The organism is Enterococcus sp. DIV1767 (genome assembly GCF_050542585.1).
In the GTDB taxonomy this organism is placed as follows: Bacteria; Bacillota; Bacilli; order Lactobacillales; family Enterococcaceae; genus Enterococcus_D; species Enterococcus_D innesii.
This window is the reverse complement of record NZ_CP172936.1, coordinates 3,159,795-3,182,044: the sequence shown is the minus strand read 5'-3', so window position 1 is coordinate 3,182,044 and position 22,250 is coordinate 3,159,795. Positions and strand designations below refer to the sequence as shown.

Annotated in this window: 24 protein-coding genes; 15 read left to right on the top strand and 9 right to left on the bottom strand. The window is 43.0% G+C overall.

Annotation, left to right across the window (positions count from 1 at the left end; genetic code table 11):
- Positions 1-34 precede the first annotated feature (34 nt).
- Entirely contained in the window at positions 35-847 is an 813-nt protein-coding gene (locus IGI78_RS15095) for a MarR family transcriptional regulator (RefSeq protein ID WP_368255722.1), read from the bottom strand.
- 199 nt (positions 848-1,046) lie between these two features.
- Here IGI78_RS15095 and IGI78_RS15090 point away from each other — a divergent pair, with 199 nt between their 5' ends.
- The 4 genes from IGI78_RS15090 to IGI78_RS15075 all read left to right on the top strand — a co-directional run bounded on the left by IGI78_RS15090 (position 1,047) and on the right by IGI78_RS15075 (position 3,876).
- A complete protein-coding gene (locus tag IGI78_RS15090; protein ID WP_430618122.1) occupies positions 1,047-1,652 on the top strand; it encodes an NADPH-dependent FMN reductase in 606 nt (201 codons plus the stop codon).
- 36 nt (positions 1,653-1,688) lie between these two features.
- Positions 1,689-2,210, top strand: a complete 522-nt coding sequence (locus IGI78_RS15085) for an NADPH-dependent FMN reductase (protein ID WP_144771767.1) — start codon at positions 1,689-1,691, stop codon at positions 2,208-2,210.
- Positions 2,211-2,433: 223 nt separating this feature from the next.
- A complete protein-coding gene (locus tag IGI78_RS15080) occupies positions 2,434-3,267 on the top strand; it encodes a glycosyltransferase family 8 protein (RefSeq protein ID WP_368255723.1) in 834 nt (277 codons plus the stop codon).
- A gap of 141 nt (positions 3,268-3,408) precedes the next feature.
- Entirely contained in the window at positions 3,409-3,876 is a 468-nt protein-coding gene (locus IGI78_RS15075; protein ID WP_081119244.1) for a TspO/MBR family protein, read from the top strand.
- Positions 3,877-3,923: 47 nt separating this feature from the next.
- Here IGI78_RS15075 and IGI78_RS15070 read toward each other — a convergent pair whose 3' ends face one another.
- On the bottom strand, positions 3,924-5,729 hold the full coding sequence (locus IGI78_RS15070) for a M3 family oligoendopeptidase (RefSeq protein ID WP_081119245.1): 1,806 nt from the start codon (positions 5,727-5,729) through the stop codon (positions 3,924-3,926).
- Positions 5,730-6,120: 391 nt separating this feature from the next.
- Here IGI78_RS15070 and arcA point away from each other — a divergent pair, with 391 nt between their 5' ends.
- The 6 genes from arcA to IGI78_RS15040 all read left to right on the top strand — a co-directional run bounded on the left by arcA (position 6,121) and on the right by IGI78_RS15040 (position 12,142).
- Entirely contained in the window at positions 6,121-7,344 is a 1,224-nt protein-coding gene (arcA, locus tag IGI78_RS15065) for an arginine deiminase (protein WP_368255725.1), read from the top strand.
- Positions 7,345-7,363: 19 nt separating this feature from the next.
- Positions 7,364-8,383, top strand: a complete 1,020-nt coding sequence (gene argF / locus IGI78_RS15060; RefSeq protein ID WP_081119247.1) for an ornithine carbamoyltransferase — start codon at positions 7,364-7,366, stop codon at positions 8,381-8,383.
- Positions 8,384-8,400: 17 nt separating this feature from the next.
- Positions 8,401-9,336, top strand: coding sequence for a carbamate kinase (gene arcC, locus IGI78_RS15055; protein ID WP_081119248.1), 936 nt, complete (start codon positions 8,401-8,403; stop codon positions 9,334-9,336).
- 42 nt (positions 9,337-9,378) lie between these two features.
- On the top strand, positions 9,379-10,068 hold the full coding sequence (locus IGI78_RS15050) for a Crp/Fnr family transcriptional regulator (RefSeq protein WP_077452399.1): 690 nt from the start codon (positions 9,379-9,381) through the stop codon (positions 10,066-10,068).
- Between the two features lie 43 nt (positions 10,069-10,111).
- Entirely contained in the window at positions 10,112-11,563 is a 1,452-nt protein-coding gene (locus IGI78_RS15045; protein WP_368255728.1) for a YfcC family protein, read from the top strand.
- Positions 11,564-11,644: 81 nt separating this feature from the next.
- Positions 11,645-12,142: an arginine repressor gene (locus IGI78_RS15040; protein WP_313263960.1), complete on the top strand. Its 498-nt coding sequence runs from the start codon at positions 11,645-11,647 to the stop codon at positions 12,140-12,142.
- A gap of 243 nt (positions 12,143-12,385) precedes the next feature.
- On the opposite strand, the gene IGI78_RS15035 is transcribed toward IGI78_RS15040, so the two are convergent.
- The gene (locus IGI78_RS15035; RefSeq protein WP_081119252.1) at positions 12,386-12,967 is read right to left on the bottom strand and encodes a histidine phosphatase family protein; all 582 of its coding nucleotides are present in this window, start codon (positions 12,965-12,967) and stop codon (positions 12,386-12,388) included.
- 319 nt (positions 12,968-13,286) lie between these two features.
- Between IGI78_RS15035 and IGI78_RS15030 the strand changes: the two genes are divergently transcribed.
- The 3 genes from IGI78_RS15030 (at position 13,287) to IGI78_RS15020 (ending at position 15,771) form a co-directional block, all read left to right on the top strand.
- Positions 13,287-14,267, top strand: a complete 981-nt coding sequence (locus IGI78_RS15030; RefSeq protein WP_086291569.1) for an aldo/keto reductase — start codon at positions 13,287-13,289, stop codon at positions 14,265-14,267.
- A gap of 228 nt (positions 14,268-14,495) precedes the next feature.
- Positions 14,496-15,011: a VanZ family protein gene (locus tag IGI78_RS15025; protein WP_081119254.1), complete on the top strand. Its 516-nt coding sequence runs from the start codon at positions 14,496-14,498 to the stop codon at positions 15,009-15,011.
- Positions 15,012-15,075: 64 nt separating this feature from the next.
- A complete protein-coding gene (locus IGI78_RS15020; RefSeq protein WP_430618120.1) occupies positions 15,076-15,771 on the top strand; it encodes a YoaK family protein in 696 nt (231 codons plus the stop codon).
- A 33-nt stretch (positions 15,772-15,804) separates the two neighbouring features.
- Here the strand turns inward: IGI78_RS15020 and IGI78_RS15015 are convergent, their stop codons facing one another.
- From IGI78_RS15015 to IGI78_RS15005, 3 genes are all read right to left on the bottom strand, one after another.
- On the bottom strand, positions 15,805-16,107 hold the full coding sequence (locus IGI78_RS15015) for an SdpI family protein (RefSeq protein WP_430618119.1): 303 nt from the start codon (positions 16,105-16,107) through the stop codon (positions 15,805-15,807).
- A 188-nt stretch (positions 16,108-16,295) separates the two neighbouring features.
- Positions 16,296-16,778 (bottom strand): VOC family protein, encoded by a 483-nt coding sequence (locus IGI78_RS15010; protein ID WP_005233337.1) that lies wholly within the window; start codon positions 16,776-16,778, stop codon positions 16,296-16,298.
- Between the two features lie 39 nt (positions 16,779-16,817).
- A complete protein-coding gene (locus IGI78_RS15005) occupies positions 16,818-17,696 on the bottom strand; it encodes an aldo/keto reductase (protein WP_325811578.1) in 879 nt (292 codons plus the stop codon).
- A 97-nt stretch (positions 17,697-17,793) separates the two neighbouring features.
- Between IGI78_RS15005 and IGI78_RS15000 the strand changes: the two genes are divergently transcribed.
- Positions 17,794-18,162 carry a winged helix-turn-helix transcriptional regulator gene (locus IGI78_RS15000; protein WP_077452389.1) on the top strand — a complete coding sequence of 123 codons (369 nt, stop codon included), beginning with the start codon at positions 17,794-17,796 and terminating at the stop codon, positions 18,160-18,162.
- Positions 18,163-18,225: 63 nt separating this feature from the next.
- Here the strand turns inward: IGI78_RS15000 and IGI78_RS14995 are convergent, their stop codons facing one another.
- The 3 genes from IGI78_RS14995 to IGI78_RS14985 all read right to left on the bottom strand — a co-directional run bounded on the left by IGI78_RS14995 (position 18,226) and on the right by IGI78_RS14985 (position 21,331).
- Positions 18,226-18,525 (bottom strand): hypothetical protein, encoded by a 300-nt coding sequence (locus IGI78_RS14995; protein ID WP_194195615.1) that lies wholly within the window; start codon positions 18,523-18,525, stop codon positions 18,226-18,228.
- A 155-nt stretch (positions 18,526-18,680) separates the two neighbouring features.
- Positions 18,681-20,078: a L,D-transpeptidase family protein gene (locus IGI78_RS14990; protein WP_086291575.1), complete on the bottom strand. Its 1,398-nt coding sequence runs from the start codon at positions 20,076-20,078 to the stop codon at positions 18,681-18,683.
- Between the two features lie 269 nt (positions 20,079-20,347).
- Positions 20,348-21,331, bottom strand: a complete 984-nt coding sequence (locus IGI78_RS14985; protein WP_005230720.1) for an L-lactate dehydrogenase — start codon at positions 21,329-21,331, stop codon at positions 20,348-20,350.
- A gap of 355 nt (positions 21,332-21,686) precedes the next feature.
- Here IGI78_RS14985 and pth point away from each other — a divergent pair, with 355 nt between their 5' ends.
- Entirely contained in the window at positions 21,687-22,247 is a 561-nt protein-coding gene (pth, locus tag IGI78_RS14980; protein WP_015510502.1) for an aminoacyl-tRNA hydrolase, read from the top strand.
- The last annotated feature ends 3 nt before the right edge of the window (positions 22,248-22,250 follow it).

The window sequence follows — 22,250 nt, the reverse complement described above, 5'->3', positions numbered from 1 at the left end:
GGGCTTACCGCTTTTTCTTTTTAATTAGGTGTTATTAGAAATCCTGCCAATCATCCTCGGCTGTTTCGTCTTTAGAAGTTGAAGTAGGGTTTGGTTTGTGGTCTTGTCTGCTGAAAGGGTCAAAGAAATCTTTTGGTGCCCATGCTTGCCATCCCTCATCTTGGCGATGGCGACCAAATGGCATGCCGCGATGTCCAGGAAACGGCATTTGCCGCATAGCTTCTTTGATTTGTTTTTTCATTTGGCGTCGCTCGTTAGTGCCCATGTCTTGCCAAGTATCTTTCATTTGTTGCCTCATTTTTCGGCGTTCGTCATTCGTCATTTCCTGCCAATTTCCGCCCCATTGCTTCATCATTTCTTCACGAATCTCTTGCATGACTTGCAAACGATCCATGGGATCAACAAAGCGTTGCGTCTGTTGCTGAAAGTCAGCCTCCCATCCAGCAGCAATGTTTTCAAGCAGACGGGCAAATTCGGTTTGTTCTTCCTCTGTTAACCCAGCAAAAAACGTTTGACTGCTGGTGGCTTCTTTTTGTGCCAGTAATTTTTCTGCTTTTTTTCGTCCAGTCTCTGTCAGATAGATTCGTTTGATCCGTTTGTCGGCTGCATCTTCTTTACGCTGGATATCCCCACTGTTTTCCATTTTCTTCAATAGTTCTGCCAAGGAACTTGGCCGTAAATCTAAAACTTCTGCGAGGTAATTTTGCACCAAGCCATCTTCTAAGTTTAAAACGGCAAGGACGCGTTGCTGTCCAGAAAGGCGTTGGTTGTTTTGGCTCATAAAGGCATTGCTGGCTTCGCTGATAAAACGAAGCTGTTTCATTAAGTGATCGGTCATTGTACTCATTGAAAACACTCCTTTTGGATTATTGTTCGGTACCTAACGATATCGATGGATTGATTATAGTTCGGTGACGAACGAATGTCAAGAGAAAATAGTTTGTTTTTTTCTAACAAAAAGTAAGCAAAAGGATTGACTTACTAAAAGTAAGTTTGGTATGCTGAGTCCATCGTTTAAGAAAACACAATAAAAGGAGTACAAAAGAATGGTCTTTGGATTTGGAAAAAAAGAACAAATAATTGAAAAAGAAGTGATTAAAGAGGTGTATCACACCCCGGAAAAGAAAAAAGCGCAAAAAATCGGAATCATCGTTGGCAGTACGAGAGAAGGCCGCGTGAGTCCGCAAGTAGCCAATTACGTGTTACAAACAGCACGAGCACATAGCGACCGCTCGTTTGAAATCATTGATATCAAAGACTACGACTTACCCTTTATGGGTACAGGCGAAGCGAACCAAGCGTGGAACGAAAAAATCGCTGAATTAGATGGCTACATCTTCATCGTGCAAGAATACAATCATGGGGTCTCGGCTTCCTTGAAAAATGCGTTGGACAGCGCCCGCGAGGAATGGTTCAACAAAGCAGCAGCAATCGTCAGCTATGGTTCAGCAGGAGGGATTCGGGCCGCTGAGCAAGTTCGCTTGATTTTGGCGGAACAAAAAGTAGCCACGGTGCGCACCAATCCGGCCTTCAACTTGTTCACGGATTTTGAAAACTTTGCCACCTTTACTCCTGGCGAACATATGACGGCAGGAATGAACGACATGTTGACGGAATTGCTGGACTGGGCAGACACATTTGCCAATCGTTAAGAAAACAAAATAAGACAACCTTAGGAGGAACCTATCATGAAATTTGGCATTATTTTAGGAAGTACAAGAGAAGGACGCGTAAGTCCGCAAGTCGGAGCATATATTCAAGAAATTGCTAATCAACGGTCAGAGCATCAGTTTGAGATCGTTGATGTAAAGGCATTTGATTTACCGTTTATGGGAACGGCTGAGCCAAACATGGCATGGAACAAAAAAATCGCTGAGTTAGATGGCTATATCTTCATCGTGCAAGAATACAACCACGGTTTTGCAGCTTCCTTAAAAAACGCCGTAGATTCTGCTCGGGAAGAATGGTTTGATAAAGCAGCTGGGATCGTCAGTTATGGTTCTGGCGGTGGGATTCGGGCCGCTGAACAATTGCGCAACGTATTAGCTGAACAAAAAGTAGCCACCGTGCGGACTAACCCAGCCTTCAATCTCTTCACTGATTTTGAAAATTTCAGTACCTTCAAACCAGGTGCGCACATGGCTGCAGGTGTCAATGACATGCTAGATGAATTGTTGTTGTGGTCAACGGCTTTTGCCACGATTCGCTGATCTGTTTAGGATGTCACCATTTATCATCGATCATTTGCTGTTTCATTCATTGGATGGAACAGCATTTTTTTGCGTTTCCAAGGGATGGTTTTCACTGGAAAGGCTATTTCACTGAAAGAATGACTAAAAATCGGGTATACTAGAAGAGCAGAAGATGCGGGCAACTGCGTTCGATTTTTCCAAAAACGAGCACGCAACCAGTAACAGAGGAGTGAACAAGAGCATGAATCTACTTTTTGCGATTGATGATCGATTCAGTGAACAATTAAAAACAACGTTATATTCAATCAAACGTCATACGACAGCAGCATCTTTCGATGTCTATGTCCTACAAGAAAAAGAATTGAGACAAGGTGCAGAGCTAGAGGTCTTTTGTCAAAAATTGGCGATGACCTATCATCCCGTCGTCATCGGTTCTGGTTCGATCTTTAAAACGGCACCAGTTAGTGACCGCTACCCAGAGTCGATCTACTATCGATTGTTGGCACAAAATTACTTGCCGCAGCAGGTGGAAAAAATCCTGTATCTAGATGCGGATATTTTGTGCATCAATGATTTGCGCCCCTTGTATGAGCTGACGTTAGGGGATTTTCTGTATGCCGCCGCCAGCCATTCTAAACTGACAGAAGTGACAACAGTCATCAATAAAGTTCGGTTACGCAATTATGAGTCGGAAGGCTACTATAATTCAGGCGTTTTGCTGATGAATGTGCACCAGCTACGGCAAGAGGTCAAAGAAACAGAAATCGCAGCCTTCATTGAGAAAAATCATTTGAACCTCTTTTTGCCGGATCAAGATATTTTGAATGGGTTATATGGTGATCGGGTGCTGGCGATTCCTGATCAGCTCTATAACTATGATGTACGGAAAAACCGTACGTATGAGACGATCAGCCTAGGGGAATGGAGTTTGGATTGGGTCATCGAACATACCGTTCTGTTGCATTTTTGCGGCAAAGAGAAGCCGTGGAAGAAAGGCTATCGCAGCCGCTACGGTTCGTTATACAAATATGTAGAAAATGAACGGCGGAAGTTTGAAGAGGAACAATCAAAGTAGCTGTCATTGAATATAATCAAAATTACCTTGAAAAAAACGTCCACACGGGCGTTTCTTTTTTTAAGCGTTCTATTCTGCTTTTTTTCGATTCGATGGTACGATGAAACGAGAGAGTCATGAAAAAAAGAAGGAGTGGAGAACATGAAGTTTTTAATTTGGCTGGTCTGTGTGATCGGCATTGAAGCAACAGGAATCATCTCGAGTTTGTTTGCAGGGGACATTGCCGGAACGTATGCGCAAATGGAAAAACCCTTTTTGGCCCCTCCTGGCGGGATCATTGGGATCGTTTGGACGATTTTGTATGCTTTTATGGGAACGGCGTTGTATCTACTGATCGTAGCCAAAGTCAATCCAGCACTTAAAAAAAATGCCTATATCTTTTTTGCGATTCAGCAAGTATTAAACTTCTTGTGGAGTATTGTTTTCTTTGGCTGGAATGCTTACTGGGCCGGAACCATCATTATTGTCTTGTTAGTGTTATCAGTAATTATCTGTATGATCCTCTTTGCCCGTATCGACAAAAAAGCAATGTACTTGTTTATTCCTTATTTGATTTGGTGTTTATACGCAGGCTACTTAACGATTGGCTTAACTTTATTGAATGCCTGATAGAAAAACCCTCTTCCAAGCGTCGTGTTGGAAGAGGGTTTTTTCTTTTAGATATAGTCTTCAGTCAATTCCATAAAGCTGGCAACATCTTTTAGGACCATGTCGATCCCTGCTTGCCAGAAGTCTGGTTTTGTTAAATCAACACCAAGGTGTTTTTGTGCCAATTCTTCGGTGGTCATTGAAGCAGTATCTTGCAATAAAGCAATGTATTCTTCTTCAAAGCTAGACCCTTTTTCATTGGCATACGCGTAGATCCCCATACTAAAGAGGTAACCAAAGGTGTACGGGAAGTTGTAGAACGGCACATCGTCAATAAAGAAGTGCAATTTGGCTGCCCAGAAATGCGGGTGATAAGTCGCTAACCCATCCGCATAGCTTTCTTTTTGCGCCGCTGTCATCATTTCCGTGATTTGTTCCGCTGAAACTAAGCCCTTTTGACGAGCTTGATAGAAGCTGTTTTCAAAAATAAAACGTGCGTGGATGTTCATGAACATCGCGATCGCATTTTGCATTTTGGCATCCAATAGATTGATTTTTTCTTCTTTTGTTGTTGCTTCTTTAAGGGTTGCATCCGCAACGATCAATTCAGCAAAGGTACTTGCTGTTTCGGCAACGTTCATGGCATAGTTGCGATTTAATTCCGGCAGCTCCCAAAGAACGCTGCTGTGAAACGCGTGACCGAGCTCATGGGCGAGCGTCGCTACTTCGTTGACTGAATTGCTGTAGGTCATGAAAATACGTGACTCTTTGGTTTCTGGCAAGCTGGTGCAATAGCCGCCAGGACGTTTGCCTGGACGATCTTCTGCTTCGATCCAGCTTTTTTCAAAAGCGACTTGGGCAAAGTCAGCCATTTTCGGACTGAACTTACGGAAGTTGGTCAAAATAAAGTCAGCTGCTTCATCAAAGGTGTAGGTTCTTTCTTCCATGTCCCCAAGAATGATTGGCGCATCTTGGTCTTGCCATTCCATTTTTTCTTTGCCGAAAAGCTGGGCTTTGCGGGTCAAGAAATCAACGATCGGCTGTTTGTTTTTTTGGATCGTGCCCCACATAGCATCCAATGTCGCTTTTTGCAGACGATTGTATTCTAATGGTTCCTTCAAGTAATCAGTGACACCGTGAAGTTTGAAGGTAGAGAGGCGGAAGCCGTCTAAGTGGTTCAAGGTATCCGCAAAGAGGTCTTCTTTTTCTGCCCACGTCTTTTCCCAAGTATCGAATAAACGCGCACGAACTTCCGGATCAGGATCGCCCATCATTTTATTGAAGGCTTGACCAGCTGACAACTTGATCGTCGTGCCGTCTTCTTGCTGGAAAGGAATTTCGATTGAGGCAACGATTGTATCGTAATGTTGGCTCCAAGCATTCAAGCCATCTAAATTTAAAGTGTTGATGATGGTTTCTTCTGCCTCGGATAACAATTCTTTGCCGTCGCGGCGAATCTCGCTTAAACGAAAAGCGACAGATGCTAAGTTTTCTGCTTTAACTAGTGCTGTCCAATCATCCTCAGAAATTTCTGTCAATTTTTTTGAAAAAACGGTTTGTGCTGCTTGCAGTGCTGGCAATTTTGCATAGAGGTCACCCGTCAGGATTTTGGCTTTGCTGTCATTGACATTGGCTGAAAGCAAGGCATTGATAAAGCTACCACATTGTGAAAATCCTTGACTGATAGTTGCGGATAAATCAAGTAACTCTCCTAATTTTGCTGCATCGTCTTCGCTGTTGGGCGACCATGCATCGACTGTTGTTCGGTAATTTGCAATTTGTTCTTCCAGTTGGCTCATGCGTTCTTTTAATTGAACAGAATCGCTGCCTCCCGGAAAGATTGTTTCTAGATCCCAATTGATTGAATAGGTCATTCCTATCAAACCCCTTTCTTTTCCTTCGATCTTATTAAGTATAGCATAACGAAATTTGGTCGCAACCATCAGAATCCTTATGAAATAAGGGTTTTTGATGAAACTGTATCAAAAGCAAAAAATGGAATGTATATCTCCTTGATCTATTGATAGGGCGGAAAAACGTCAAAAATAAAAAAACTATTACATCCTCATCAAATTCTTAGAAAAAAAACGATGGATAAATATTACATATGAAAAAAAACAGCGAGTAAAAAAACGTCTGAAGAGCGATATTCGCTTTTTCATGCATAATGCCAAATCCTTTGCGAAAAGAACACGAAATATACCACTACGAAAGCGTATACAATTAGGTAGCATAGAGGCGTAAACAGAAGAAGGAGGAAGAAAAATGCCAAATGCTATTCATGTTTTTTCAGAGATTGGACGCTTGAAGCAAGTCATGCTTCACCGCCCTGGTCGGGAATTGGAGAACCTTGTTCCTGATCATTTGAACCGCCTGCTATTTGATGATATTCCTTTTTTGGAACAAGCCAGAGTAGAACATGATCGGTTTGCGGAAGTCCTACGTCAAAATGATGTGGAGGTGTTGTACCTAGAAGATTTAGCTGCTGAATCGCTCACGTCACCAGAAATCAAACAGCAATTTCTCAAGGATTATTTAGCGGAAACAACGATCCAAAGTCCCGAGATCATCAAAGAAGTCACGGATTATTTTCTGTCTTGCGACAATGATCGGGAACTGATCGACAAAACCATGGCTGGTTTAGCCAAAAATGAACTGGAGCTGCCAAACACCCAGAGCCTCGCTGGGACCGTGGATGATCAATACCCATTTCTGATCGATCCAATGCCGAATTTGTATTTTACGCGCGATCCCTTTGCGACGATTGGAAACGGCGTTTCGTTGAATCGCATGTATTCAGAAACAAGACGGCGCGAAACGTTATACGGCAAATATATTTTTGCTCATCATCCAATGTTTCAGCAAAATCCGCCTCATATGCTTTATGATCGCGCCCAACCAACCCGCATCGAAGGTGGCGACGAATTAGTTCTGTCAAAACATGTGCTGGCGATTGGTATCTCGCAACGAACGGATGCCGCTTCGATTGAGCAGCTGGCCCGCAAAGTGTTCGAAAATGAGCCAAGCTTTGAATATGTCCTAGCGTTTGACATTGGTCAAGAGCGCAAATTCATGCATTTAGATACGGTATTTACAATGGTCGATCATGACAAGTTTACGATCCATCCAGAAATTGAAGGAGAGCTGACGGTTTATTCAATCTCACGAGCAGGTGATGGGGTGACGATCAAAGAAGAAAAGGACACGTTGGAAAATATTTTATGTCGCTATCTAGAACTAAATGCGGTTGAATTGATTCGTTGCGGCGGCAGCGATTTGATTGCAGCGGCTCGGGAACAGTGGAATGACGGTTCGAATACTTTAACGATCGCACCTGGCGAAGTCGTCGTATATGACCGCAATACCATCACCAATCAGAAGTTGGCAGAAGCCGGCATCAAATTGCACAAAATCTCTGGCAGTGAATTGGTTCGCGGTCGTGGTGGCCCTCGTTGCATGAGCATGCCATTTGTTAGAGAAGATATTTAAATCAGAGGAGGAATCATCGATGGAACAAGTATTTAAAGGAAGAAGTTTTTTAGCAGAAAAAGATTTTACGAAAGCCGAGTTAGAATACCTCATTGATTTTTCAATCTATTTGAAACAGTTGAAAAAACAAAATATTTCTCATCGCTATTTGGAAGGCAAGAACATTGCCCTTTTGTTCGAAAAAACGTCGACTCGGACACGGGCGGCCTTTACGACAGCTGCCATCGATCTTGGTGCCCATCCAGAATTTTTAGGCGCGAATGATATTCAGCTAGGCAAAAAAGAATCCGTCGAAGATACAGCAAAAGTTTTAGGTAGCATGTTTGACGGTATTGAGTTTCGTGGATTCAGCCAACAAGTCGTTGAAGATTTAGCCAAATTCTCCGGTGTTCCTGTTTGGAATGGCTTAACCGATGAATGGCACCCAACCCAAATGATCGCTGACTTTATGACCATCAAAGAAAACTTCGGTACCTTGGAAAACATTACGCTAGTTTATGTGGGTGACGGTCGGAACAATATGGCGAATAGTTTGTTAGTGACGGGGGCGATTTTAGGGGTCAACGTTCGTATCTGTGCACCAAAAGAACTTTTCCCAGCGCAAGAAGTGACAGATTATGCCAACGAATTTGCTAAAGAATCTGGCAGTCAGTTGATGGTAACAGACGATATTCAAAAAGGCGTCAAAGATGCAGACGTCTTGTATACCGATGTTTGGGTGTCAATGGGGGAAGAAGATCAGTTCGAAGAGCGGGTGAAGCTGTTGAAAGATTACCAGATCAACCGCGAAATGGTGATGGCTACCGGAAAACAAGACGATGGCTTGATCGTGCTTCATTGCTTGCCAGCGTTCCATGATACGAATACGACGTATGGAAAAATGATCGAAGAAAAATTCGGCATTTCTGAAATGGAGATCACAGACGATATTTTCCGTAGTCACTGGGGTCGTCAATTTGAAGAGGCTGAAAACCGGATGCACTCAATCAAAGCGATCATGGCAGTAACCTTAGGCGATCTATTTATTCCTAGAGTGTAAGAAGGAGCAGTGAGCAGATGAGTGAAAAGAAACCAACGATCGTTGTCGCCCTTGGCGGCAACGCCATCTTAGCAGAAGATGCCAGTGCCAAAGGGCAAAAAGAGCGGCTTAAACAGACGGTCGAGTATTTAATTCCCCTGATCCAAAAAGACGTTCATTTGATCATTACCCATGGGAATGGGCCCCAAGTGGGAAACCTGGTTTTGCAGCAGCAAGCGAGCGATTCTAGTAAAAATCCAGCGATGCCTTTAGATACCTGTGTTGCTATGACCCAAGGCAGTATTGGTTATTGGTTGCAAAATGAGCTGAGAACTCAGTTGAAAGCAGCTCAAATAGCGAAGCCGGTGGTGACTGTGGTCACGGAAATTACAGTCGATGCCCAAGATCCAGCATTTGCCCATCCGACAAAACCAATCGGGCCTTTCTTAACGGAAACGGCTGCCAAAGAAGCCATGGCGGCAACAGATGCCATCTATCGTGAAGATGCTGGTCGTGGTTGGCGGAAAGTCGTAGCCAGTCCTGCACCACAAGCGATCCAAGAAGTTGCCAGCATCAAAGCGCTGATTGAACAAAACACGATCGTCATTTGTGCAGGCGGCGGCGGCATTCCCGTGTTAGACAATGGCCTGGGTGTTGAAGCCGTGATCGATAAAGATTTTGCTTCTGAAAAATTGGCTCGATTAGTCGATGCGGATCAGCTGATCATTTTAACGGGAGTAGAAAAAATCGCTTTGAACTTTGGCAAGGAAAATGAGCAGTGGTTGGATCATGTGACCGCCGCTGAATTGGAAACCTATGTCGATGAAGGCCATTTTTCACCAGGCAGTATGTTGCCGAAAGTGCAAGCCGCTTTGAATTTTGTCAAAATGGGGGCGGAAAAACAGGCAGTGATTACTTCTTTAGACAAGCTGGCGGACATCGAAGACGCTGGTACGCAGATCACCTGGAAATAAGCGAAGCAGCAAAGCAAGACCCAAAACATTGGAGTGAGAAAAATGATCGACCACCAAATAAAAGATCCATCAACAAGAGTGAACAGCTTTCAATGGCTGGAAGAAGAAAATCAGCAGCGTTTGAAAGAGCATATTTACTGCCGTACGTACAAAAAAGGCCAGGTACTTTTTTATGAAGGCGACGTAAGAGATCGGATATTCCTCGTGATAGAAGGACTTGTGCGGATCGAAAAAACCGACGGAACTGATTCCTATTGTTATGTAGATTTTGTTGGGCCTGATCAGTTATTTCCTTTGATTGGCTTGTTTGAAAGAGACAACTATGATGTATCGGCATTCGCTGCAACAGACATTGTCGTGCAGTTTGCAGCGATGTCGCTGTTTGAACCGCTAGTTGTTTCGTCTACAAGTCAGTTGCTGTGGCTCAATCAGCAAATGAGCCGTCAATTGGAAAAACAAAGACGCCGTGTCGAGTATTGTGTCACCTCCAGTGCGCAAACAAGAGTCGTCAATACGATTGGTCTTTTGATGATCGAGCATGGGCAGACACAAGGTGAGCAGATTCGCATCCCTTTTCCCGTTTTTATCAATGATATAGCCAAGTACAGTGGAACGACGCGAGAGACAGTCAGTCAAACGCTCAAGGCGCTCGTGCATAAAAGAAAGATTTATTATCGCTACAAAGAACTCATTATTTATGACCAAGATTATTTTTCTCATGTTGTCAATTAATGTAGGCAGCAAATAGGATTGATTCAATAAAGGGGGAACACAGATGAAAAAAAAGCAAAAAGAAAAAAAGTCGCTGACATCGTTCAGTATCTTATTTCTGATCATTATCGCCTTGACGGTCGCTTCCTGGCTTTTAGCAGGGCAGCCTTTTGCGCCTTCTTTACCAGCAGGCCAAGAAGAGATGGTCAGCCAAGTGGTAGGTGCCAAGTTTTCTGATTTCTTTATGGCGCCTTTTAACGGATTTCGTGATGCGATCGAGATCTGTGTGTTTATTCTCTGTTTAGGTGGTTTTTTGAATATCGTCACGCGAACAGGCGCTTTGGAAGCCGGGATTCAACATTTGGTCAAAAAACTCAAAGGCAATGAGTTGATTTTGATTCCGATTTTAATGATCCTGTTTTCGATCGGCGGCTCCACTTATGGAATGGCGGAAGAAACGATTCCTTTTTATTCCTTATTAGCAATCACGATGGTGGCATCAGGTTTTGATACGATCGTCGCAGCAGGAACCGTTATGCTGGGTGCGGGTGCTGGCGTGATTGGCTCCACCGTCAATCCCTTTGCGACCGGCGTTGCGATGGATGCCTTGCGAAGCATCGATATTGCCCCAAACAACGGCACGATTTTAGTAGTCGGGGCAATGCTTTGGTTAGTCACGACCGCATACTGTATCTTTGTAGTGATGTCTTATGCCAAAAAAGTCAAAGCTGACAAAGGGTCGACGATCTTATCGCTGCAAGAGCAAAAAGAAATGGAAGAACATTTTGTCAAAGACACGAACGAAGCCTTGGTGTTTACGCAAAAACATCGCCTGATTTTGACGATTTTTGGCTTATCCTTTGTGATCATGGTGGTTTCCTTGATTCCTTGGGGCGACTTTGATATCCATGTGTTTGACGGTTGGACCGCCTTTTTGACCGGCAATAGCTTCGGTGAATGGTATTTTGGTGATTTGGCCATGTGGTTCTTCTACATCAGTATCATCATTGCGTTGATTCAAGGATTCTCAGAAAAAGAAATCGTGACCAACTTTATCGATGGGGTCAAAGACATTTTATCCGTTGTCTTGATCATCGTTGTGGCACGGGGTGCTTCCTACATTATGCAAACGACGTACTTGGATCTGTTTATTTTGGATCGGGCTTCCCAGCTTTTAGAAGGTCTATCACCTGTCCTGTTTGTGATTGGCGCCTACATTTTGTATTTGCTCTTATCGTTCTTGATTCCATCAACTTCCGGACTAGCGTATGTATCGATCCCAATCATGGGGGCCTTGGCGCAAAGCATCGGACTCAATCCGAACGTCATGGTAATGATCTTTACTGCTGGTTGCGGATTAGTGAATTTGATCACACCAACTTCTGGCGTCGTGATGGGGGGATTGGAGCTGGCTCGGGTCAACTATTCCACTTGGACCCGCTTTATGCGCAAACCGTTACTTGTGATTGGGGTTTCGAATCTGCTGATCTTGATCTTCTCGATGCTCTTCCTTTGATAGGCAATCTGTCTTGCTGCTCCCCCACTGAGTGAGAGGTTCTGCTTATTTAATAAGATCTGAGAGGAGCTGATTGAACAAATGAAGAAAAAAGAGCGTCAAGTGATCATCAAACGTCTTTTTGCGGAACACCGTATCGAATCTCAAGAAGAATTGATGAACTTATTAAAACAAGAAAACGTTACAGCAACCCAAGCGACGATTTCCCGTGATATGCGAGAAATGAATATTGCCAAAACCTATGCGAAAAATGGTCGTCCTTATTATTCGATTTTTGAATCAAAAGAGCGCAATTTGGAGGACAAAATTGCTTTTTCTATGTATGAATATTTAAAAGCGATCACGCAAGTCGAGTTTATGGTGGTGGTGCATACTGCGGGAAATGGAGCAGATGTCATCGCCAACTACCTAGATGAGATGGAGCTACCGGAGATCGCCGGTACCATCGCAGGTTTTGATATCCTATTGATCATTACCCCTTCAAAATCTGCTGCTGAAGCCGTCGTTCGCCGCTTAAATCATTATGTCGAGGGCTATGAGATGGGTACAAGCCTCTTCAAGGATGAACCACAGGTCTGAAAATAAGCAAAAACTTGCAGGTAGGCAGCGATGTGTCGCTTAAGTTGTTTCAAAAGAAGTATGTCAGCTCTATAAGGATGAACAAAGCTGTTTTTACTGACTAGTGAATGATGAAAAAATCCGTGCGTCGAACAGAGATAGGTTCGACGCACTTTTTTTATAGGTAGAACATGGTTAAGCAGGAAGGTCACGACAGCAGTTGGTTATTATGGGAGAGTGCTGAAAGGAGACGGTATTATTGAATCAGTTGGTCACTGATCTTGTAGGATCAACGGTCTCGAGATAAAAAAAGTGGCCATTTTCATAAGTAAAGACCATAAAACCGCAATTAGCCAATCGTAAAGGGGGAACTTCATTTGGAAATAAGTGTTTGAAAAAATAAAAGATTGCTCCGTTGTGGGAGACAACTAAGGTATTGTCAGCTTTGGTAGTGGTCATGATATCTACAAGCTCGGCAAACATTCGTTGGCGAACTTCAGCAGCAGATTCTCCGCCGAAGGATTGATAAAAATGTTCGTAAGCTTTTGGTCCTTTCGGCTGCAAGTGGGTACTTTCTCCCTCGAATAGACCAAAATTCATTTCTTTCAATCCTTTTCGGCGCTCATAGTCGGTTGTCCCGCAAATTATTTCTAGTGTGTCACAGGCCCTTTCTTGAGTCGATGCTACTGCATGGCCGAAAGTTAGTTGGTTTCTTGCAAAGTAAGCTTTTGCCTTATGGGCTTGCTCTTTGCCGGTCTCCGTTAGGGGAGAATCACACCATCCTTGTACTTTGCCAAGTTTGTTGAAAAGAGTTTCTCCGTGGCGCATTAAGTATAACCGCTTCATAATCATTACTCCTTTTTTACTATTGTAGCTGTTTGAGTGTACTTGAAGTCAAGGGGAACAAGCCTTGTTTTTTTGTGACCACAAAAGCCATATTGAACCCTTAAAAAATGGATAAGCATTGTTTCTAGCTGCGTAATTTTGAGCAGACTATTTATTAAGTGGATACATCACTTATCTTAGGAAAGATCAAGTGATCACCTAATCGCCAGAAAGTCTATGCCTAAAAAGCATAGGAAGGCGTTTTTTAAGCAATAGACATCGCTTTTTGTTTGAATTAAAATTCAGCTAACAAAGAAAATAGTGGGGAGTGATCAGTAAAATGGAGTATACCAAATTAGGCAATACGGGTTTGGATGTTTCCAAAATCTGTTTAGGTGCGATGAGTTTCGGTGACCCAGTCAATTGGATACACAAATGGGTTTTGGAAGAAGCTGACAGCCGTCCAATCATTAAAGGGGCACTTGACTTGGGAATCAATTTTTTTGATACGGCGAATGTTTATTCAATCGGGCGTAGTGAAGAGATTCTAGGTGCAGCATTGAAAGACTATGCTAAACGGGATGAAATCGTGCTGGCAACAAAAGTACATCAGAAAATGTTTGATGGCCCTAATGGCGGTGGACTTTCTCGGAAACATATCATGTCCCAAATAGATCAAAGCTTGAAACGTTTGCAAACAGACTATGTTGATCTATACATCATTCATCGATGGGATTACAACACACCGATCGAAGAAACGATGGCAGCCTTACATGATGTGGTCAAATCAGGAAAAGCTCGCTATATTGGCGCATCAGCGATGCATGCTTACCAATTTCAAAAAGCCAATTATATTGCTGAGAAAAATGGTTGGACCAAATTCGTTTCTATGCAGAATCATTTAAACTTGATCTATCGTGAAGAAGAAAGAGAAATGATTCCTTATTGTGAATCAGAAGGTATCGCTCTTACACCGTACAGTCCATTAGCCTCTGGTCGTTTGGCCAGAAGCAACAATGAGTCATCAAAACGGTTAGTGACTGATGAGGTTGCTCGCTCCAAATATGACGAAACCGCAGATAAAGACCAACTGATTATTGACCGCGTTGGAGAATTGGCTAGTCGCTATGGTGTCAGTCGAGTAGAAATCTCTTTAGCTTGGTTATTCAGCAAACCAACTCTGGCAGCACCAGTGATTGGCGCGACGAAAATGTCTCATGTTGAAACAGCAGTTAAGGCGACAGGCATTGCTTTGGATCCCGCTGATATTGCATATCTCGAGGAGCCTTATGTTCCTCATCGAATCGTTGGGTTTGAATAATTCGTTTCCTTCTAGGTTATGGTCTGAGAAATGAGAAAAGTATCTGAATGGCATGAAAAGCTGTTTCAGATACTTTTTTATGTTTTTTGAGGAATCGCTTTGAAAGAGAGACTCTAAAGGAAGATCGTTTTTCATCGAAACGCTGAAAGATCAATAGAACGCTCTTTTTGAAAAACAGTTGCATCACCAAATGAAAATGGTAAGATAGGAAAATGAGGAGTGAAAATTATGAAAAAATTACTGAAAGAACCGAATTTTTACTTTTGTATCGCAGTTGCGGTCATGGTTATCCTCTTTATCAGTTCTTCACAAACCTATGAGCAGCAATCGCAAATTGGGTTGCTTTCACGAATCTTAAAAAATGAACCATTGAAAGAGTGGCTAGAGAAGATTTCTTTTTCCTATGCTGGTTCGGAGATCAGTATTGCGGAAAAAGGCTATTTCTCCTTTGTGGAATTTTTCATCCGTAAAGGCGCACATTTCTTTACCTATTTTGTCCTAGGGGGCAGTTTGTTTTTCGTGCTCGTTTATCGCCGTATGCCGTATTGGCTAGCCGCTTTTTTTGCTTGGTTGGCAGCCACTGGCTATGCAGGGATCGATGAATACCATCAAATGCTGACGGGAGGACGGACGCCGCTTTTTCAAGATGTCATGCTGGATTCAGCTGGAGCACTGACCGCCGTTCTTTTGGGGTGGTTGATTTGTCAGCTATCGAAAAAGTCACCTAAACGCCGCAAAACATAACGAGTTGTCGGCGTTTTTAAGCGTTAAGCTGTCAGAAAGTATAAAAAAACAAGAGGCGAAACCAATGGAAAAAAGTTTGAGTAGTGTCAAAGGCAAAACCGAGTTTCTCGTGCATGAAAGTTTGCCGGTGGGGGTTCTTCTCGCGATGGCTGGCGGCTTTTTAGATGCCTATACCTATCTCTTTCACGGTGAAGTGTTTGCGAGCATGCAGTCGGGGAATGTCATTTTGTTAGGGATCAATCTTTCAACGGGGCAGTTTGAACAAGCCTTTCGATATCTGCCACCAATCTTCATGTTTTTAGTGGGGATCGTAGTGACGAATTATCTGCAGCATCATTTTCCGACAGGGGGCTGGATCGTTTGGCAAAATGCCGCATTGATCTTTGAAGCGATCGGTATTTTGGTTCTGGGCTTTTTTGCTCGATCATTACCCAATGTCATGATCGATTCGGGGTTATCTTTTTTTGCAGCGATTCAATATGCCGCCTATCGTCGCTTGGCAGGGATGCCCTATGCCACCACGATGACCACCGGCAACTTACGTTCACTGGCTGATTATGTGTACATGCGCTGGTTTAAAAAGGACCGATCAGTGACGCCCAAGATTATTTCTATTTCCTTGATCATCGGCGGCTTCTTTTTTGGTGCAGTCTTAAGCAGCTTGCTAGGAATTTTCTTATTCCACCGGACCATCTGGGTGGTTTCAGGAATTTTAGCCTTGGTGTTGGGAATCACGATCCACAGTCAAAATAAAGAATAGAAAAAAGACATTCCCCGGAATGTCTTTTTTGTCTTACTTTTTGGTGCTCGAGCGTGAATCTTTGAGATAAAGCGCTATTTCTACCAGCAGTGCTGCTAGAAGGTAGCTGCCAAGGACGGCTAGCTGGTAAAATTTCTCTTCAATCAGCTCGTTGCGCTGCAGCACAATGACCCCACCTAGAAAGAGCATCGCCAACAGGGAGAACCACTGCTGGGAAAAACGCCAATTGCTGATACTGGCTGTACTGCGCTTGGTGCGAAAGCCGAAGATATAATTGGGTTCTTCTCGGTAAAAGAACCGGAAGACGATGAAAAAAATACCTGTAAAAATCAACAAAAAAAGTCCAATATCGATCGAGATCACTACCTTTCACGTGCGATTTGTTGGGAAAATCAGCGAATAAAGAGGATTATCTATTTATTGTACTCGCTGTAAAGGGTTCTATGAAGGGGAACTATTGAAAAAATAGATAGTTTTGCGTAAATAAAAAGGGAGGGCGCTATAAGTCGCCATCCCTTTTTCAATTATCCCCGTTGAAAAGGGCCTTTTGGTGCAATCAGTTCAAGATTGGTACCGTCTGGATCTGTAAAGTAGGCAACTCCTGTCCCGAAGCCGCTTTTTAAACCATCTTGTTCTTCAAAAACGATTGGGGTACCGTCAGGTTCAACCCCGATGGCTTTTAGACGAGCAACGGCTTCATCAATATTTTCGACTTCAAAACAAAGATGCATGGCACTGATTTGCTCATTGGAATAGCTAGCTTTGTTGGATTTTGGTTCGACGTATTCTAAAAGGTCGATGTTGAGATTGTCTAAATGAAGATTGGCGTATTTGATCAATGTATCCTCTAAACCTTGCGTTTGCGCCATTCGTTTGCCACCGATCGTATCTTGATTGGCGATTTTCTTTCCAGTTAATGCTTCATAAAATTGGATGGAACGTTCGAGATTGCTGACGGTGATTCCCACGTGGTTCACCATTGAAAAGCCTGTGTTTGTGTTTGTCATTCTACTTCCTCCTAAGGTTTTGTTTAGTATATAGTGTGATTAATGAAAATCGAATGTGTCTGGATCTGGACCCACTCGCAGGTCCTCATTTAATGTGTTCAAGCGGGCCATTTCCTCTTCTGATAAACGGAAATCAAAAATCGCTGCATTGGCGATCATTCGCTCAGGGTGTGTCGATTTGACATTGACTAAGATTCCTTGTTGGATAGCCCAGCGTAAAAGCACTTGTGCCGCTGATTTTTGCTGTGCATCGGCGATTGCCAAGACGGTGTCATCTGTCAGCAGTTTACCTTGCATCAAAGGTGACCAGGCTTGGATCGCAATACCCTTTTCAGCACAAAAGTCCCGCAGGTCTTGCTGCGTCAGTTTGGGATGCAGTTCGATCTGATTGACGACAGGAACGACCTTAGCAACGGCCAATAATTGCTCCAAGTGATGAATCTGGAAGTTGCTGACCCCGATTGCTTTGATTTTTCCTGCAGCATACAAGTCTTCCAATGCGCGCCATGACTCTTGAAATGCCTGATTTCCCGGCCAATGGATCAAGTACAAGTCGAGATACTCGAGGTTTAAGCGGGCCAAACTCTCATTGAAGGCGTGGATCGTTTCATCATAAGTTAAATGATCGTTCCAAAGTTTGGAAGTGACAAAGAGTTCTTCACGAGCCAACCCCGTTTCTTGTAAGCCTTGTTTGATTCCTTCCCCTGTTCCTGTTTCGTTGCCGTAAATAGCCGCCGTATCAATCAGGCGATACCCATTGACGATGGCCTGTTTCACGACCTCTGCTGTTTCAGCTTCAGGGATTTGAAAGACACCTAACCCCAAACCGGGGATTTTACTGCCATTGTTCAGTGTAACGGTATCCGATAATTTTTCGATCATAAAAACATCTCCTTTATTTTTTTCTGTAATCATCATATAATGAGGAGGTAAGGTTGTATAGTACGTACTTTTTTGTTTGATACACACCTTTTGGTAACTTTTGTATGTTAGCAAACATGATGAGGTGAAAAAAATGGAAGAAAAAATTTATAATATTGGTGTAGAAGCAACAATGGATGTCATCGGCGGGAAATGGAAACCAATCATTCTTTGTAATTTACGCCATGGGGCATTGCGTCCTAGTGATTTACGGCGGAAAATTCCTGGCATCAGTCAAAAAATGTTGACGCAGCAATTGCGGGAATTAGAAGAGTCTGATATCGTTACCCGTAAGTCCTATAATCAAGTACCACCCAAAGTTGAGTATTCCTTGAGTGAATATGGAGAAACGTTAGGCGGCTTATTGGATACCCTTTGCCAGTGGGGGACGATGCACGTCGCCGCGCTGCAAGACAAAGGAGAGCAAGTTACTTTGTTAGAACAAGAAGAAGCGATGGTCTAGCAAAGGGCAAGTGGCATGAGAAAAGGCCGGCAGAAACCATTGGTTTCCGTCGGCCTTTTTAGGTTATGCTTGTTGGATCAATTCTAGAATGCCTTCAGTATTCATGCCGCTGTAATGATTGACAGGAAACGACAGGCGTTTGATGCGCGGTGGGATAGCTTGTTGGATCATTGGATCTGTTAAAGAAAGCAAGGGGTCGACCAAAACGATTTTTTCTTGCGAAAAACGATAACTTGCTAGTCGTTCCGGTGTCAGAACCGTCACGCTGATTTGATCCTCAGAAAGCATTTGGATGTTGCGGGCAAAAATTTTAATCAAACTTCCAGCCAAAGTAGAACGATCGATGAAGACGACTTTTTCCAAAATGATTCTCCTTATTAATTAATATAGTTAATTAAGTATATTAATTAAATGACGCTTTGTAAATAGGAACATGGGGGAGATAGCAAAAAAGCCGCAAAAGAATTTTCTTTTGCAGCTTTTGGTTCATCTATAAAAAGGTCTGACTCTTTTTTCGGTTAAATCACGATCACGGGTGTCCCGACTTCGGCTTTGCTGTACAATTCTTTCATGACGCCTGGCGGAGTATTGATACAGCCGTGAGAGCCGCGGGTTTTCCAAAGATCACCACCGTATTCCGTTTGCCAATCAGAATCATGGATTCCGACACCGGTCCAATCAATCGGCATCCAGTAATCAACAGGGGACGCATAATCTTCACCGGTCAAGGTTGCATCTTCTTCTTTGTTCCAGACATAGAAGACACCAGTTGGCGTTGGTGTAGCTGGTTTCCCAGAGATGATTTTCGTATCTAGCACCAGCTCGCCATCTTTGTAATACCACATGTGTTGGTTTTTCAAATCAACTTCAATATACGTGTTGCCAAATAACGGGCTGCCAGCATCGGTGCTTCCTTGAGCAATCGGTGTGCGGGTGAAGTCTTCGCCGGCTTTTAACGCCTCGATCAAGGCTTCTGTTTCCGCATCGGTTTGGATCGTCCAGCTGAGGGTGCCGGCTGGAACTGTTACTTCGCCTTGTTTGGTACTCTTGAAGGTCGAAGAATTGGTGCTGGTGTTGTATTGCTCACCGATCGAAGCGACATAGCTTCTTACTTTGTCTTCGTCGATCGTGGTGTTGCCATCTTTGTAAGAGAGCCAATCCATGATCGATTCTCTTGGAATTTGAAACGTGTTTCCGTTGATCGTATAATTGCCGGTTACTTTGGCGATTTTATTCAACGAATCCATTTCTTTGGTTAGATCAGGATCATCAGCGGTCACACTTGGTTTTGTGATGTAATCGCCGAGATTTAGTTCCTTTTCGCCACTGACGATGGCTTCTTGTAAGTCAGCCACTGCTTTGTCCACATCAATGGCATCGCCGTCAACTTCTGGTTTGATAGAAAAACCGTCTTCGCCTTTTTCCAATGTTGCATCGGCAGACTTGGTACGATCCTCATTTAAAGTTTCTAGTTCCTTTTGAATCGTGTCTGTTTCGCTGTTTAGCGTATCTTGATCTACCGAGAGATTATCCAGTGTTTTTTCTTCTGCAGCAGAAACGTAAGCCATTCCCCAACTCCACTGGTTCTGTTCATCTTTTAACGATTGTAGCTCATCGGTGAAATCCGTCTGTAAACCAAATTGAGCAAGGTTGATTGTCTTCCATTCGCTATCGCCTTCTTTGATGGTGAAATCTTCTTGCGAATAGCGGTCATGCAGCAGGGCATTGGCCTCAGCGACGGTTTTGTTGCTGATATCGATGCCCTCAATTTCAGTCTTTGGTAAAAAACGGTTCGCATAATATGTACTTCGGTAGGTATAGCCGCCAGCGATCACTACTAATAAAGCAGCCACAACGATCAGAACAATTTTCTTGGTATTGTTCTTGGCGTCAGTATGTTTGTTTGAACGAGTCATTCAACTACTCCTTTTTTCTAATGGCATAATAGATAATAACGCTTAAATCATACCATATTCCCCCAGGAAAGCGAATATGGCAAATGAAACTTCCATGAAAAATAGAAAATTCTTAAACTATCTTTAGCTAAGCTGTAGAAAAGCATTTCATTGCATAAAAAAACTGAACGAACCGGCAGCAGGTCATCTTGATCAAATTGTTCTGAAAAAGAGTAAGCTGTAAGGTTCGTTCAATTGCATGGTTGATTAGCTAAACGAAGTGAGAGAAATTATTGATTGTCTTCTGCATCTAGTTTCGCAAAAGCTTCATCAAGAATATCTTTTAATTGTTTTGCAGAAGCGGCCATCCGGTCTTTTTCCCCATCCGTCAATGGAATCTCAATTACTTTTTGGATCCCTTGGGCATTGATGACTGCAGGCGCACCGATGTACAAGTCGTTTAAACCATATTCGCCGTTCATGTACACAGATAATGGTAAAACAGCATTTTCATCGTCTAAGATCGCACGAGTGATCCGTGCTAAAGCTACTGCGATCCCATAGAAAGTCGCACCTTTTTTCTCGATGATGGTGTAGGCTGCATCACGAACGCTGAAGAAAATGTTGACCATGGCTTCTTCATCGATGTCTGGGTTATTTTTGACCCATTCATAGATTTGTAGGCCGGCTACGTTGGCATGAGACCAAACAGGGAATTCTGAATCCCCGTGTTCACCTAAGATATAGGCATGGACGTTACGGGCATCAACATCGACCAATTCAGCCAATGCTTGACGGAAACGGGCAGAATCTAATGAAGTACCTGAACCGATGACGCGTTCTTTCGGGAAGCCTGAGAATTTCCAAGTCGAATAAGTCAAAATATCGACTGGGTTTGCTGCTACCAAGAAGATTCCGTTAAACCCTGAATCAACGATTTGGGTAACTACTTCCCGGTTGATTTTTAAGTTTTTATGAACCAAATCTAAGCGGGTTTCGCCTGGTTTTTGAGGCGCACCAGCAGTAATAACAACTAAATCAGCATCATGTGCGTCTTCATAAGAAGCGGCATAGATTTTCTTAGGGGAAGTAAAGGCCAAGGCATGGGACAAATCAATTGCGTCGCCTTCTGTTTTTGCTGTATTTATATCAATGATTCCGACTTCTTGCGCAATGTTTTGGGTCACCAACGCAAACGCGTAACTAGAACCAACCGCACCGTCTCCAACAAGAATTACCTTTTGGTGATCTTTTTTGTTCGTTTTTGCAGTCATCTGTGTATCATTCCTTCCGCATAATTGTTTTACTCGCTATCATCCTACCATTTTCAAGTATATTTGTCATGTGATTTGCACAACAATATTACACAAAATATCACTGTTTCAGTTGTAAATGCTTTCTTTGTTATTACTTCAAAAAGAAGATATACCAACGTTTTATTAAGATTAGTTAAGAAAGATAAAAACTGAGCAAGAGGACGCCACCATAACAGTCCATTTCGTGTTATAATTACCTAAGCAAAAGAACTGGGCGCATTTGTGTGCCCAGTATTTTGTGTTTGGATAAGAAAACCGATAAAATAGATGAAGAATCAGCTTGAAACTAGAAATAATGGAGCGTAACTAAAAAATGAAAATGATTGTAGGCTTGGGAAATCCCGGCAAAAAATATGAAAAAACCAAACATAATGTTGGCTTTATGGTAGTGGATGCGTTGGCACAAAAGTACCAAGCAACCTTTAAAAAGTCGGCTTTTGAAGCAGAGGTGGCAGAGTTTTTCTTGAAGGGTGAAAAAATCCTTTTGGTCAAACCGCAAACCTTCATGAATGAATCGGGTCGTGCGGTAGGTCCGTTGATGACCTATTTTGGCATCTACCAAGAAGAATTAGTGGTGGTCTATGATGACCTTGATTTAGCATTAGGGAAAATCCGCTTGCGCCAAAAAGGCAGTGCAGGTGGCCACAATGGGATCAAGAGTTTGATCGCTCACTTGGATTCGACAGTCTTTGACCGGATCAAAATCGGGATCGATCGTCCGCGTCCGGGACAAACCGTGGTCAATCATGTACTGAGTCCTTTTGCAAAAGACGATCTGCCGATCGTTTTACAAAGTATTGATAAAGCGGTCGAGGCAAGTAGTGATTACTTGACCAACGGCGACTTTCTTGCCACAATGAATCGATTTAACTAAGGA